Source organism: Paenibacillus diazotrophicus (assembly GCF_042610465.1).
The window spans coordinates 1,265,804-1,280,081 of sequence record NZ_JBGJZN010000001.1 but is presented as its reverse complement, the minus strand read 5'-3'; the positions used below and the strand labels follow the sequence as shown (position 1 = coordinate 1,280,081).

Annotated in this window: 11 protein-coding genes; 3 read left to right on the top strand and 8 right to left on the bottom strand. The window is 48.6% G+C overall.

The features are described from left to right. Nucleotides 1-194: 194 nt before the first annotated feature. Nucleotides 195-1,778, bottom strand: a complete 1,584-nt coding sequence (locus tag ACAN54_RS05820) for a glycoside hydrolase family 43 protein (RefSeq protein WP_379151644.1) — start codon at nucleotides 1,776-1,778, stop codon at nucleotides 195-197. A 140-nt stretch (nucleotides 1,779-1,918) separates the two neighbouring features. On the opposite strand from ACAN54_RS05820, the gene ACAN54_RS05815 reads away from it, so the two are divergent. After that, nucleotides 1,919-2,776, top strand: coding sequence for a helix-turn-helix domain-containing protein (locus tag ACAN54_RS05815; RefSeq protein WP_379151641.1), 858 nt, complete (start codon nucleotides 1,919-1,921; stop codon nucleotides 2,774-2,776). Nucleotides 2,777-2,908: 132 nt separating this feature from the next. Continuing rightward, nucleotides 2,909-4,015, top strand: a complete 1,107-nt coding sequence (locus ACAN54_RS05810) for a glycoside hydrolase family 88 protein (RefSeq protein WP_379151638.1) — start codon at nucleotides 2,909-2,911, stop codon at nucleotides 4,013-4,015. A 290-nt stretch (nucleotides 4,016-4,305) separates the two neighbouring features. Here ACAN54_RS05810 and ACAN54_RS05805 read toward each other — a convergent pair whose 3' ends face one another. The 6 genes from ACAN54_RS05805 to ACAN54_RS05780 all read right to left on the bottom strand — a co-directional run bounded on the left by ACAN54_RS05805 (nucleotide 4,306) and on the right by ACAN54_RS05780 (nucleotide 12,550). After that, the gene (locus ACAN54_RS05805; protein ID WP_379151635.1) at nucleotides 4,306-5,142 is read right to left on the bottom strand and encodes a carbohydrate ABC transporter permease; all 837 of its coding nucleotides are present in this window, start codon (nucleotides 5,140-5,142) and stop codon (nucleotides 4,306-4,308) included. A 1-nt stretch (nucleotide 5,143) separates the two neighbouring features. After that, nucleotides 5,144-6,076 (bottom strand): carbohydrate ABC transporter permease, encoded by a 933-nt coding sequence (locus ACAN54_RS05800; RefSeq protein ID WP_379151632.1) that lies wholly within the window; start codon nucleotides 6,074-6,076, stop codon nucleotides 5,144-5,146. 87 nt (nucleotides 6,077-6,163) lie between these two features. Further along, complete coding sequence (locus ACAN54_RS05795) at nucleotides 6,164-7,513, bottom strand: ABC transporter substrate-binding protein (RefSeq protein ID WP_379151629.1); 1,350 nt, start codon at nucleotides 7,511-7,513, stop codon at nucleotides 6,164-6,166. Between the two features lie 244 nt (nucleotides 7,514-7,757). Then, nucleotides 7,758-9,092, bottom strand: coding sequence for an ABC transporter substrate-binding protein (locus ACAN54_RS05790; protein WP_379151626.1), 1,335 nt, complete (start codon nucleotides 9,090-9,092; stop codon nucleotides 7,758-7,760). 75 nt (nucleotides 9,093-9,167) lie between these two features. Continuing rightward, nucleotides 9,168-10,916 (bottom strand): cache domain-containing sensor histidine kinase, encoded by a 1,749-nt coding sequence (locus tag ACAN54_RS05785; RefSeq protein WP_379151623.1) that lies wholly within the window; start codon nucleotides 10,914-10,916, stop codon nucleotides 9,168-9,170. A gap of 35 nt (nucleotides 10,917-10,951) precedes the next feature. Beyond that, on the bottom strand, nucleotides 10,952-12,550 hold the full coding sequence (locus ACAN54_RS05780; RefSeq protein ID WP_379151620.1) for a response regulator: 1,599 nt from the start codon (nucleotides 12,548-12,550) through the stop codon (nucleotides 10,952-10,954). A 390-nt stretch (nucleotides 12,551-12,940) separates the two neighbouring features. Here ACAN54_RS05780 and ACAN54_RS05775 point away from each other — a divergent pair, with 390 nt between their 5' ends. Continuing rightward, nucleotides 12,941-13,690: a YdcF family protein gene (locus tag ACAN54_RS05775; RefSeq protein WP_379151617.1), complete on the top strand. Its 750-nt coding sequence runs from the start codon at nucleotides 12,941-12,943 to the stop codon at nucleotides 13,688-13,690. 82 nt (nucleotides 13,691-13,772) lie between these two features. Here the strand turns inward: ACAN54_RS05775 and ybaK are convergent, their stop codons facing one another. Continuing rightward, complete coding sequence (ybaK, locus tag ACAN54_RS05770) at nucleotides 13,773-14,249, bottom strand: Cys-tRNA(Pro) deacylase (RefSeq protein WP_379151610.1); 477 nt, start codon at nucleotides 14,247-14,249, stop codon at nucleotides 13,773-13,775. Between the last annotated feature and the right edge of the window lie 29 nt (nucleotides 14,250-14,278).

Genomic DNA, 14,278 nt, shown 5'->3' with positions numbered 1-14,278 from the left:
GGATCATTATTTTTTCTGGGATCCTATTCCTATTATCTTTGAAGTACAATATTATTCGATTGAATTGATACTCCGCCGCTACATATAATTAGGTTTCATTGAAAAATATTTATTCAGCTTAAAAAAAGCTCCACTCTTTCTTATGAAATCCAGAAAACGGGAGCTTTCAGTAATACTATTATTCAGCTGCTGAATTAGTTAGCCCTATACTCAAAATAATCAAAATAAGCTGCTTTCGCCTGCTGGTCCAGATCCTGGCAACAGATTGCAGCATAGGAGCCAGTGAAACCAAGCTTACCACCGTATTCATCGGACAATGTGCCAAAATCAAGTGGTGTGCACATCGCAATCCACGCTTCCCCGTCCGGTGAAGCGTAGAATACAATATCGCGATTTTTGATCACCGCCTTAAGATAGTAATGGTCCCAATCCTTCACCGATATCTGCATTGGGGAGATTTCGTCATATTTACCCGCTCTACACATTACAACTCCAAGACTTATCCCCCTGATCTCGTCAGCAGTCACCCGCAGATAGTAGTAATCACTGTCGTCATAATAAAGGACAAGCCCGGCCATTTGCATGTAAGTATCCGGTTTGAACTCCATACAGGTAGACACTGTACAGGTAAAATGCTGTATAGGACGCCCTATCAGACTCTGATCGTGCAGCGAAGCAAGCGATTCTCTTCCCCTCAGCCGCAAAAACCCCGGGCGCTCTGTCAGGCTGACCCACGAAGAATCAAAAGGAACCCGAAGACTCTGGTATGGATACCCCAGCAACTCATTATCGAAATCATCCCGTTCCGGTAGTTCCGGATACGGGTGCAGCGGCAGCCCCGGCGCTTCAACCATCAGCGAAGGCAGCTTACCGCCTTGGGCCAGGCGCAGCCAGCCATCGTCCGTCCAGACCACATGCTGAATAGCCGTCTCCCGGCCCAGCGGATTCATTGTCCCGGTCCCAGGGATCGGCCGGGTGCACAGATGAGCCATATACCATTCACCGGACTGCGTCTCTACCAGAGAACCGTGTCCCGCCTGCTGGAACGCAAAGGTCAGGTCATGAGCAGTAGTCATGATCGGATAATCCGGATCGGTCTCATAAGGACCTGTCCGGCTGCGGCTTCGGGCCATTGTGACCATATGATTGATGCCAGTCCCGCCTTCGGCAACAAGCAGATAGTAATAGCCGTTTCTTTGATAGAGCTGCGGACCTTCCGTTACACCTGCGGGTGTACCTTTGAATAGTTCGTGAACAGGCCCTGTTAGACTGCGGCTCTCCGGATCATACTGCTGCATGATGATGCCGGAAAAATTGCTATGCTGTTTGCGGAAATCCCAGCGCATATTGAGCAGCCATTTGGAGCCGTCCTTGTCATGGAACAGAAACGGATCAAAGCCACTGCCGTTCAACCGTACCGGCTCACTCCAGGGTCCAGTGATATCTGTCGCAGTGATCAGATAATTATGCAGATCCTTGTAGACACTTTTGCGGGATTTCACGTCTGTATATAGCAGATAATAGATTCCGTTATCGTACGAAAGTGCCGGAGCCCATATCGATCCGGAACTTCCATTGCCACGCAGATCCACTTGTGATGCTTCCGTCAAGACACGGGTTAACGAGCGCCAGTGCACCAAATCCCGGGAATGGTGGATCTCCACACCCGGAAACCATTCGAAGGTCGAAGTGGCAATATAGTAGTCATCACCGACACGCAGAAAAGACGGATCGGGATGGAAGCCAGTCAGAACCGGATTAACAATTGTTGAAGCCATGAACTTTCACCCTCCTAATAAATAGCTAGCACATATCTTAATTTATGCGAAATCCCTGCCTTTAATTGTAGCGATTATAGCTGATAAAAGTTATACTGATTAGTAATGAAATGTTTATATTTTGTCATGATGGAGGAGCTATGAAACAGCTGTTTGAACCCGTCGTTTTTATTGACCACCATTCACTGATCTGGGATTATCTGATATACACTGACGATTATTACAAAGGGTACTATCATTGGCATCAATGCTGTGAAGTCATGTTTGTCCATAACGGTCAGGGCAATGTTGTTGTTAATCAGCAGATGTACGATATCCGCCCGGGAATGTTGTTCTTTTTCCAGCCCTACCAGCTGCACCGGATCTACTCAGAGGTCTCTCCAGAGTGTCCTTTTGTGCGCACGATTTTTTATATTGATCCGCATACCGCTGAGAATCTGCTGCAGGGCTTTGCCAAACGCAAGGCCCTCTTCTCCTCTCTTTGGCAGGGCAATAATACCAGCTGCGGCTTTGATCTTAGCTCCAGCACCGAAGCTGTGGAATGGGTCTACAAGAATTACAACCTGTGCCGCAAAAGCACCATGGAGGAAGACCCCGAAGACATCACGATGATGCTTCTTCAGCTGCTTAGCATTCTGGGAACCGGCGAGAATTCCCTCATTCAACCGGAGGAGCGGCGAAAGCTCCGTTATTCTGAGCAGATTATGAACTGGATCGAGGAGCATTACCAGGAGGAGGTAAACCTCACCCAGCTTGCTGCCGAGACCCATTTGTCCCAGTCTTATGTCTCCAGAGTGTTTCATCAGGAAACAGGCGGACGACTAGTGGATTACCTTACAGCCCGGCGGATTAAGCAGGCCTGCCGTCTGCTCGCCACTACCGATATGCCGGTGGAGCAAATTGGTATATCGGTCGGTTTTCCGAATGCCTCCTACTTTAACCAGCTATTCAAAAGAGTCCTTGGAACTACCCCCCTAAAGTACAGAAGAAGCAATTAAAGCGGTAAACATTACCCAAATGTTCTTGAGGATCATGACAAAATTTCGATATTTCCAGATATAAAATCGCAACTTCCTGAATCTCCTTCACGATATACTCAGGATACATCCTATATATTGGAGGCATCCGCAATGAGTACAACCTATTGGCAAGAAGTTATGGACAAACTGGACACCAAGGTTACGCGAATGGTAGAACAAATCGGAGACAAATGTCCACATTATGCAGGTAAAGACGGCATATACGACGATATCGGGTCTGACTGGTGGACTACCGGATTTTGGCCGGGACTTCTCTGGATCATGCATGATATGACCGGGAAAAACATTTATAAAGAAGCCGCCTGGCACTGGGACAAGACTCTTGAGGAATGGTTCGTCAAGCCAACTGAGGAATTTCACCATGATGTGGGCTTTCAGTTCCTGCCTACTGCCGTCATCAAACATACGTTGACCGGCGATGAGGATGGTCGGCGCAGAGGAATCGAGGCCGCCAACTTCCTGGCCGCCCGCTATAACCCCGTCGGTAAGTTCATCCGTGCCTGGAATGCGGACAAATACGGCTGGGTCATCATCGACTGTATGCTGAACATCTCACTCTTATTCTGGGCCAGCAAGGTTACGGGGGATCCACGTTATAAGCATATTGCGGTCAGTCATGCGGAAACGACGATGAAATACGGCATTCGGGAAGACGGTTCGACGATGCATATCCTCTCTTTCGATGCCGAGACCGGCGCGTATATTGAGAACTTTGGCGGTCAGGGATATTCACCCGAATCCTGCTGGAGCCGCGGCGCCTCATGGGGTCTTTATGGATTCATCAACACGTACCGACATAGCGGGGATGAGCGCTTCCTCCATACCGCCAAGCGGATTGCCCACTATTTCATCGCGGCGCTGCCAGAGGATCAGGTCCCTTACTGGGATTTCCGCACCGGAAATGATGAGCGCAAGTACAGGGACAGTTCAGCTGCAGCTATTGCCGCTTCTGGCCTGCTGGAGCTCGCCGGTATTGTCCCGCTAGGTGAAAAGAGCCTTTACGCCGATGCAGCAGAACGTATCCTCCGCTCATTAACCGAGAATTATGCCACTTGGAATCAGCCTGAGCATGAAGCCATCCTTACCAAAGGTACCGGCAGCGGGGATTCCTTCATCGAAGTATCGCTGATTTACGCAGATTACTATTATATTGAAGCCATAGCAAAATTGAACGGATGGAAGCACCGGGTTTTCTAGCTGCATATCGTTGCAAGCTTCCAAGTGATCTGCAATCTTCGGTACGATATCATTACTTATCTATCCAACAAGGCAGTCTGCCCGAACCTAAGATCCGGGCAGACTGCTTTTGTTATTCCCACATTCTTCTACTGTTGCTGTGCGCAGATCAGTAATATTTAATCAGGGGATGTACCATGAAGCTTTACCACTTCGTCAAAGAATCCTGCTGTCTTGATAACTTCAAAATAATTAGGGGTCAGGCAAGCCACTGTACCATGGCTTGCCTGACCCTTTGATTTTTACAAAGCTTATCCTTTAGTTGCCCCTGAGGCTATCCCTTTGACAAAGTACTTTTGAAGCGAGACGAATACGATGAGCACCGGTATCACTGACATAGCTGTCCCGGCAAAGATCATATCCCAGCGCGAGGAGAATTCACCGATGTAACGGTAAATTTCTACGACCATCGTCTTCGGCTCGCCGGAAGGCAACACCAGCATCGGCATCAGGAAGTCATTCCAGATCCCAAGGCCGTTCAGTACAACCATACTTGCCGTAACCGGTCCCAGAAGCGGGAAGACGATTTTCCAGAAGATGCCGTACCGGCTGCAGCCGTCAATCTCAGCCGCCTCCTCAATCTCCTTCGGTATTCCTTTGACAAAACTGGTATAGAGCAGACAGCCAAAGCCTACTGCACCAGCAACGTAGACGAGAATCGGACCGACCAGACTTCCGTACAAGCCCAACGTTCTCAATTCCTTAAACAAAGGAATCATGTACGCCTGAAAAGGAATCATCATCCCTGCCAGGAAATACAGAAACACCATCTTGGTCCATCTGGAATCCCTGCGTTCTATCGCATATCCGGCCATCGGGATAATCAGCACCTGGGCTATAATCGATACGAGCGTCAGGATCAGGCTGTTCACAATCGCCCGGGGGAAATCCGTCTCCGTCAGCAGATACTTGAAGCTGTCCAGATACAGCCCCGTGGGAAATGCAACGGCATCGTTCATAATCTCCGCATTGCTCTTGAATGCCGACATCAGATTGAAGAATATCGGGAAAAAGAAAAGGATTGCCAGCACCAGGGTTAATGTAAGCAGGGCAATTTCGGCCCATCTTTTCTTAGCTTGAAGTGTCATATTACATCTGCACCTCCCGTTTACGGAGGAATTTCACTTGAATGACAGTAATCAGCATGATGATCAGGAACAGAACCATGGCAAGTGCCGTACCAAAACCCTGCCGCAGTTCACCAAAGCCGACCTTGTAAATAATATAAGTTAATGTCTCGGTCTCAAAGCCCGGGCCCCCATCCGTCATGACCGCAATCTGATCAAAAATCTTCAGTGCGCTGATCATAGAGAGCACCAGACATACGGTCATCGAGCCGGCAAGCAGCGGAAAGGTAATGTGGCGGAATTGCTGAAATCCGCTCGCTCCATCGATGCTTGCCGCTTCGTTCAGCTCAGCTGGAATACCCTGCAGCCCCGCCAGATAGATGATCATATAATAGCCCGCGCCTTTCCATACCGTAGACAAAATGATCGATAGCATGGCATACTTCGGATTGCCTAGCCAGTCCACCACCCAGCTTCCCAGTCCGATCGAATCCAGAATTTGATTAAAAACCCCAAAGTTGTAATTCAGAATCATAGCCCAGACGAAACCCATTACGATGCCGCTGAGCAGTGTAGGAAAATAGAACACACTTCTGAACAAATTACGGAACCAACGGACCTTATCGACAAGGACAGCCAGAACAATCGCAGCAATATTCTCCAACAATACCAGACTTATCGTCATAACCATGGTATTCTTCAATGCATTATGAACCCGGGGACTATGCCAAATCTCCACAAAATTAGCGAAGCCAATGTACCGGACATCCTCACTGATGCCGTCCCAGGAAGTAAAGCTCAAATAGATGCTTCCTACTGTAGGAACAATTACAAACAAGGTATAGATTAAAAAAGAAGGTAGGATAAACAACAAAGCGTAACACTGCCATTTCTTCTTTTTCTTCGGTATGGCTGCCGTTAGCGGCTTGTTTGCCCTTTCTACTGCTGTAGCCATGATTGCTCTCCCTCCCGGAGCTGTTCCTTAAGGAGAAGCCGGCTGCCGTTCAAGTACAGCCGCTCCTCCATCAGACAGTTTTCTATTTTACTGTGCGTTGGCTTTGACTTGAGCGTCATATTCCTTATCTGCTTGCTTCATATAGTCAGCTACATCTGCGTTCTTACCCACCATATCCTGCAGCAGTTTGTAATACCAGTTGCGGAACTGCGGCGGAATCAGATTTTCGCCCCACCAATTGTTAATCGCCAGGGATTTGGTTACATTCGGATCAGCAATCAGGTCCAGTGCCACTTGCATTTGCTCGCCGGTTTCATATGTCACCTTTTCTTTGGTGGATGGAATGGCATTGACACTGGCCAGGAAGGTTTTATATTGTTCTGGTGCAAAGAAGAACCGGATGAATTCTTTAATCGCCTGTGTTTTATCGGCATCTTTAGCGGCCTCGGAAGAGAGCGACCAGCCAGCCGGAGACGGCAGACCGATAACATTAACTTTGCCTTCGCGGTCAGGGACGGCATAGAAGCCAAATTCAAAGTTCGGATCGGCTTCCTTAATTTGCGAGAACATCCAGGTTCCTGAGAACAGCTGAGCCGCTTTGCCGGATACAAGAATCGAGGCGGTCTGGTTATCACCTGTACTTAACCAGCCTTTATCCACATAGTTGGTGAACAGGTCTTTGAAATCAGTCATAGCCTGAACGACATTAGGATCTGTGAAACTCACGGTCTTTGCGGTTCGCTTGGAGTTCCAATCCGGATCTTTGGAATAGACATCATCAATCAGGAATTTGTTCACCCAGAAGCCCATATGAAAAATATCCTTTCCTCCGACCACAATCGGCGAAATCCCGGTTGCTTTCAGCTTTTCCTGGATAGCGATGAATTCATCATAGGTTTTGGGAAGCTCGGTAATACCGGCATCGGCATAAGCCTTCTTACTGTAAATAATTCCCTGAGGCACATTGACGGACATCGGGGCATTCCATACCTTGCCTTCAACCTGAGGCGGATCACTGAAGAGATCAAGCAGATCACTTGGCAGCTCCACTATTTTACCGGCGGATGCAAACACCTGGGTATCACGCATTTCCACGAGATCCGGGAATTCTCCGACCGCATCCTTGGTCTTCAGCCAATCGAGATAGGCTGCTGAGGTATTTTCACTAATATCTTTGATCTTCACATTCGGATTAGCTTCCATGAATGCTTTTATGGTATTCGCGATGGCCTGTTTGGTGGCAGGATCACCCGCAGCATAACCTATGGAGAAGCTCACCTCTTTTGGAGCGTCTGTTGCAGCAGCACCCGGTGACGCCGAGGCAGCCGCATTATTCCCGGCACTGCCATTATTATTGTTGTTGCTTCCGCAAGCAGATAATATGGACGTGGTTGCAAGCAGCAGAACCGAAAGCTTCATCATTGTTTTCTTCTGCATATGAAGAGTAACCCCCTAATCGTATTCTGTTCGATGGTGTTGCAGTCTCAATCCTGTTCAAGGAGCAGCATAGTATGGCCCGATGTGCGCATCATCGTTCGAAAGCGTTTCCTTGCTTCAAGAATAGCATCCATAAACTTTAGTTAGAATGAACTTATTAAAGTGCCATATGCGGTAAATTTAAGAGGATTTTTATCCTAAGCAACAAAAAAAACGGAGGACTGCAGGTCCCCCGTTTAAGCTATTAGTCAGTTATTTGATTATCCTGCACCTGTCTGTCATACTCCTGATCGGCACGCTTCATATATTCGGCGACATTCCCGTCATTCAGAACCATCTCCTCCAGCAGCTTGTAGAACCAGTTGCGGAAATCCGGCGGAATCAGATTATCCCCCCACCAGTTGTTAATCATTAGCGACTTGGTTACGTCCGGATCTGCCATCAGACTCAGGGCGGTTTGCATCTGTTCTCCTGTTTCATAGCTTATCTTTGCTTTGGTGGAGGGAAGTCCGTTGATGCTGGCCAGGAATTTCGAGTAAGGTCCTTGGGAGAAGAAGAAGCGGATAAACTCCTTGATCGCTTCTGTCTTTTCTGTATCTTTGGCAGCTTGCGCTGACAGCGACCACCCGGCTGGCGACGGCAGGCCCACGACGTTTCGTCTGCCTTCACGGTCAGGCACTGCATAGAATCCATATTGAAAGTCCGGGTCAGCTTCTTCAATCTGCGAGAACATCCAGGTTCCAGAAAAGAGCTGGGCCGCCTTGCCGGATGTAAGAATGGAGGCAGTTTGATTATCAGCAGTGGTCAGCCAATCATCGTTCACATCCGATTGAAACAGTGTTTTGAAATCTGTCATGGCATGAACCACTTGTTTATCAGCAAAGCTGACCTGCCTCTTCGTGCGTTTGGCGTTCCAATCTGGTTCTTTAGCATAGACTTCATCGATCAGAAACTTGTTCACCCAGAATCCGATGTGGAAAATATCCTTGCCTCCGACAACCAGCGGAGTCATTCCATCAGCCTTCAACTTAGTCTGAATCTCAAGGAATTCAGTATAGGTTCGCGGGAGCCGGGTGATTCCGGCATTGGCATAAGCCTGTTTGCTGTAAATGATGCCCTGAGGCGCATTGCCGAACAGAGGCGCATTCCATACCTTGCCGTTTACCTCCGGCAGTCTATCGAACAATTCCAGAAGGTCGGTAGGCAGCTCCACAATTTTACCGGCACTGGCAAAAGCTTCAGTATCCCGGATTTCCACCAGGTCCGGGAATTCGCCCACGGCATCCTTCATCTTCAGCCAGTCCAGGTATGCGCTGGAGGACAGCTCGCTGCTGTCCTGAATAATGATATTTGGATGTGCGCTAGTGAAAGCTTCTATGGTAGCCACGATGGCCTGCTTGGTTGCCGGGTCCCCGGCTGCATAAGCGATGGTGAAATGCACTTCTTGCTTGTCGTGATCTACTCTGTCTTCCGCCTGCTTACCATCTGAATCCCCTGTATAGCTGTTCCTGCATGCACTCAAGAGGAGTATAGCGACCAGAAATCCGGCCCGGTGCTGTATCCATTTTATCTTCTGCATTTAAAGCATATACCTCCTGCAAGCCGTGTGATATCAGGCTGGATAATGACGCTTTACCCACTATCAGGTTAAGGTTCAGTCTAGAATCGGGAACAGTAGCGTTACTGAGGTTCCTACATACTCCCGGCTGTTGATGGACAGCCCGTATTCCTCCCCAAAAGTTGAACGTAACCGCTCATGCACATTTTTAAGACCTACATTTTTGCCGGGTACAACGGAATCATCCAATGTTTTGGTAACCCTCGCCAGCGCTTCCCGGCTCATACCGACACCATCATCATAAATGGTAATCGCTAGCAGGCGGTCTTTTTTTTCCATGGTAATCCCTACCGTACCCTTTCCTTGCAGGCGTAACCCATGCTGAATAGCATTCTCTACAATCGGCTGGAGTGAGAGCTTCAGAATCGGCCAATCCATATGAACCTCAGGGTCAATATCCAGCTGAAGCTCGTACCGGTTCTCAAAACGTACCGAGATGATGTAAAAATAATTCTGCAGATGCTCCAGCTCACTGCGGATGCTCACCCGGTCTTCTCCATAATCGATCACATATTTCAGTTCGTTGGATAGGGCTAGAATCATATCTGCGACCTCCACAGCCTCCTTATCCACCGCGTTCATCCGGATCACTTCAAGAGTATTATACAAATAATGGGGCCGGATCTGGCTTTTCAGGGCATTCAGCTCCGTCTGTTTCTGTTTGATCTGGGCCACATATGCCTCATTGATATAGATCTGAAGCCTTTCCACCATCCGGTTGAACCCGTGGGCGAGCCTGCCCATTTCATCATTCGTGTGCACTGACAGCTGAGTATCCAGGTTGCCGGATTCCACTATGGCCATCTGTTTGATTAGCTCGCGGATCGGAGCCGCAAGACGCCTGGAGAACCACGCCCCCATCACAATCATGACCAAAGCGCAAATGATAATAGCAATGTACACTGTGGCTCTGGCCGATAACAGTTGCTCGAACAGGCTGCCGCGGTGAATCCGTGCAATCACCTTACCATTCAGGAATGGAATATCCTCACTAAGTACGATCATCTCGCTATCCGTTTGAACAGCTTCTGCAAGAGTTCCCACCGGAAGGGTCTGATTGCTGAAATACACATTGCCCTCACCATCCAGAAGATAAAGCTCATCTTTGTCACCCAAGCTCAGCTCTCTGAAGAATTGTTCAAACAACGAAGTATCGATATCCAGGAATAACGTACCAGTTACCTTGGGATGTGAAGTCACTTTTCCCGATGTATCAATCAGACTGCGTCCAACTGTAAATACTTTGCGGCTGGAATGGAAGAAATAGGGGTCGGTATGTGTAGGGAAAATAGCCACCGTTGACGGATTGAGAGCCATCGTCTTCAGTCGTGCAGCTGCAGGAAAAGAATTAGTATCCAGTGACCGGTTTTCTTTCTCTTGGGCGTACATTTTGCCATCAGACTGACGGACAAAGACGGCGCTTGAAATATACGGATCACTAAACAGCACCGTCTTCAGAAAAGAGTCGATCGGAATGGTGTTGATCTGCTCCAGTTCATTGACATTAGTGGTCTGGTCCTGCTTATAACTGTCGATGAAAGCTTCATTACGTCCGGTATACATCAGCTTGGAAATTTCATTGTACTGGTTGAACGCGGAGTTCAGATTATAGCTCATATACAGCACCATCTGCTGCAGATTACTGGTGGTATACCTCTCTACATAGCTGGAGAAGGTCTTCACCGAGAAGAAGCTGAGCGCCAGCAAGGGAATTAGTCCAACCAGCAGGAATGATGCAGAGAATTTGACGAAAATACTTTTGGAACCTCTCCCCCAGATCAGCATGCTCCCCCCCTTTTCACTGAATAGAAACCTGGTAACTACTTCTTAAGCGATTGTTTGTACTCCTGGGGCAGCTTCCCGAATTGCTTCTTGAACATATCACTGAAATGCCGGGCATTATTATAGCCGACACTTTCCGCAATCTCATAGACCATCAGATCACTATGCAGCAGCAGTCGCAGCGCGTGCCCCATTCTGACTTCAGTGACATAATTTTTAAAATTCTGTCCCGTATGCTTTTTGAAAAAACTGCTGAAATAATAGGGATTCATATAGACCAGTGCCGCCATAGAGTCCAATGTAATATTCTCCGCATAATGCTCTTCGACAAAAGCCTTCACCTGCAGCAGCTGTGGCATTTCTCTTCCATTCATCTTCGATGCCAACAGGCCGGTTAGTCTCGTCAGCACGCCTTCAAACTGCTGTTTCAAAGCATCAAACGTCGGGGCATCCGTCAGCTTTTCCAGCAGTGGCTTATCTCCGGAGTCCACCAGCCCGGCATCTACGCCAAAACCGGCAAGCTCCTGTTCCAGTTGAATGATGGAATTGTACACATGAGATACTGCCTGATTCCTGCTGTCACCGGACAGAAGCCGAATCGTTTCCAGCAGTCTGCCAGCCAGAACGGGCAGCTGTTCTTTGTCCATTGATTTTAGCGCGTCCATTAATGAAGCTTGAGCTGCAATCCAGTCAGATATTGCTACAGTAGTCTCCTGATAGTGCGTACGATCTGCAAGCACTTGGTTGAGTCCTGCAAAGTACCTGAATTTAAGTGCTCTCAAAGCACTTTGGTAGGATTCATCCGCCTCTTCCATTCCGTTCACCGGCCGCCCTACGCCAATCGAGACCTGTAGCTTCAGGAAACTGTTGATTTTGTGATGGAGGTCCTTCATGACCTGCTCCGGCCCCGATTCCTGCTCGTGCTGCAGTAGAACTGCGAAACGCTCTCCTTTACGGAAAACATAGCTATTGCCTTCAGCATCCACGGTTTCTTTAATGATATTGGACAGGGCAAAATCTACAAGCTTGCGTTCGCGCTCTTCCCAGCGGGAGGCCTGGCCGCCATATTCATCCGGTTCTATCACACATACGCTCGCATAACGGGTGATCGCTATATATCCCATACTGGCTAATGTTGACACTGCCCCTTTGTTGCCATCGGTTAAACCCTCAAGTAATCCCTCAATCGTGATGGAATGATTTTTGCGTTCATAGGATTTGAGCCTTTCCTTGTTGCGCTCTTCTTCTGATTCCTGACGGATTACCGCCACAGCTCTCCCTACTACCTGCTCTAGTTGGCTTGTGTTCACGGGTTTGACGATATAGTCGAGCGCCCCATATTGTATGGCCTGCCTGGCATACGAAAACTCCTGGTAAGCGCTTATAAATACAACCTTGATTGGACGGCCCGATTCATGAATATCCCGTATAATATCAATACCGCTGAATCCGGGCATGCTGATATCGCTGATCACCAGATCAGGAGTACAGGAGTCAATCAACGCCTTCAACTCGATCCCGTCCCGTGCTTCACCTACTATATCCAGACCAAGTGTATCCCAGGATATCAGCTTCTTCAGTCCGCGCAGAATAACCGGTTCATCATCTGCCAGCAGTACCCGGATGCTTCTGTTCATCGCTATCCCTCCGCAAGTCCGTTTTTATCTGTTGAAAAGGTTTTTTTGCCTATAATGCTATCATATTAGACCCTGCTTTGCCTTTGTGTACTGCAGTCACATTACTTAAGATTTGCCATTGTCTCATTGACAAATAGAGTTCTCCCACCTTACTGTAGCACGTCAGATCCGGGACAGGAGTGAAACCTTTTCATATAAAATAGCAGTTTTTTTAGAATCCAGCCCTCTCTTTGCAGAATTAAATAGACGGACCAATTCGACGAACGAATTGAAACCGCCTAATATGGAATGCATTCGCGAATCATGCCGAGTGGAACCAAGGCCGCTGGGCCTGCCTCCTGTGCTCATGGTACAATATATTCAGCAATTCTACATAACGAGGTGAATCCGTTGATCTATTTCATTAAATTCTTATACAGCTTCATTCTTCCGCCAGGTCTTTTCGTCCTGCTGCTTCTGGGTATGACAATCTGGCTGTGGCGGAGCAACCGGCGACCGGCTCTGGTCCTGCTCGGCATTACCTTCCTGCTCTACCTCACCATGACTCCACTAATCGGCGATCTGCTGATGGGTGGCCTGGAACGGCAGTATAATCAGCCAGAGAGGATCCAAGGTGATGTAATCGTCGTACTTGGCGGTGGAGCTACTTCAGGGACGCCTGACATTGACGGGGATGGGAATATGTTCGGTTCAGCGGCGAACCGGCTGCTGACTGCGGCGCGGCTGTACCGAAAGACCGGACTGCCGGTCCTGTTCTCCGGCGGCCAGGTATTTGCCGACAGCGGCAATGAAGCGGATATCGCCAAACGTCAGCTGATTGGCCTCGGTGTCCCGGAGGGTGATATTCTGACAGAGAACCAGTCTCTGAATACTGAGCAGAATGCCGCCAACACAGCGCTCCTTATGAAAAGCAACGGACTCAGTCACCCGATCCTGGTTACATCCGCTTTTCACATGCCCCGGGCCATGATTCACTTCAAGAATAGCGGACTTTTGCCACAGGCGTATCCATCAGATTATACCGTCAGCCAGGAAGAACGCCTTTATTTGGCCAAATTCTCACCATCCCCCGGAGCAATGAATAATACGGGAACGTCACTAAAAGAATATTTAGGCTACCTCGCCGCCCGTATCTGGTAGCAGGGAATGGAGCCTGAACAGCAAAAAGCAGTGGATCGGAGGAATGAATTCATCCGGCCCACTGCTTTTTCACATCATGCGTTCATGCTTGGATCACATCACAAAATCTGGCGTTGACAACCCCAGCCAGCTGCTCCGGTACCAATTCGATCTGCATGCCAATCTTGCCGCCGCTGACGGCCATGGCTGCAAGTGTTGCGGCGCTGCCGTCAATAAAGGTAGGATAAAGCTTTTTCATGCCTACGGGAGAACAACCACCGCGCACGTATCCGGTCCATTTCAGCAGATCTTTTACCGGGAGCATCTCCATCTTCTTCTCGCCCGCCGCCTTCGCTGCTTTTTTGAGATCGAGCTCTTCCGCTACCGGAATAACAAACACATAGAGGTTCACTCCGCTATGCGCGACAAGGGTCTTAAAGACAGTTTCCGGCGGCAGACCTATCTTCTCAGCCACAGCTGTTCCATGAATCTGGCCATCCTCATTGTCATACGCATGAATCCTGTAAGCGACTTTTCGGGTATCGAGAATCCGCATGGCGTTGGTTTTGGTGATTGACATCATACATCGACCTTTCGGCAGTTCTATCT

Coding starts and splice junctions, on each gene's coding strand:
- ACAN54_RS05820 (WP_379151644.1), bottom strand. CDS start 1,778: ATGGCTTCAACAATTGTTAATCCGGTTCTGACTGGCTTCCATCCCGAT.
- ACAN54_RS05815 (WP_379151641.1), top strand. CDS start 1,919: ATGAAACAGCTGTTTGAACCCGTCGTTTTTATTGACCACCATTCACTG.
- ACAN54_RS05810 (WP_379151638.1), top strand. CDS start 2,909: ATGAGTACAACCTATTGGCAAGAAGTTATGGACAAACTGGACACCAAG.
- ACAN54_RS05805 (WP_379151635.1), bottom strand. CDS start 5,142: ATGACACTTCAAGCTAAGAAAAGATGGGCCGAAATTGCCCTGCTTACA.
- ACAN54_RS05800 (WP_379151632.1), bottom strand. CDS start 6,076: ATGGCTACAGCAGTAGAAAGGGCAAACAAGCCGCTAACGGCAGCCATA.
- ACAN54_RS05795 (WP_379151629.1), bottom strand. CDS start 7,513: ATGCAGAAGAAAACAATGATGAAGCTTTCGGTTCTGCTGCTTGCAACC.
- ACAN54_RS05790 (WP_379151626.1), bottom strand. CDS start 9,092: ATGCAGAAGATAAAATGGATACAGCACCGGGCCGGATTTCTGGTCGCT.
- ACAN54_RS05785 (WP_379151623.1), bottom strand. CDS start 10,916: ATGCTGATCTGGGGGAGAGGTTCCAAAAGTATTTTCGTCAAATTCTCT.
- ACAN54_RS05780 (WP_379151620.1), bottom strand. CDS start 12,550: ATGAACAGAAGCATCCGGGTACTGCTGGCAGATGATGAACCGGTTATT.
- ybaK (WP_379151610.1), bottom strand. CDS start 14,249: ATGTCAATCACCAAAACCAACGCCATGCGGATTCTCGATACCCGAAAA.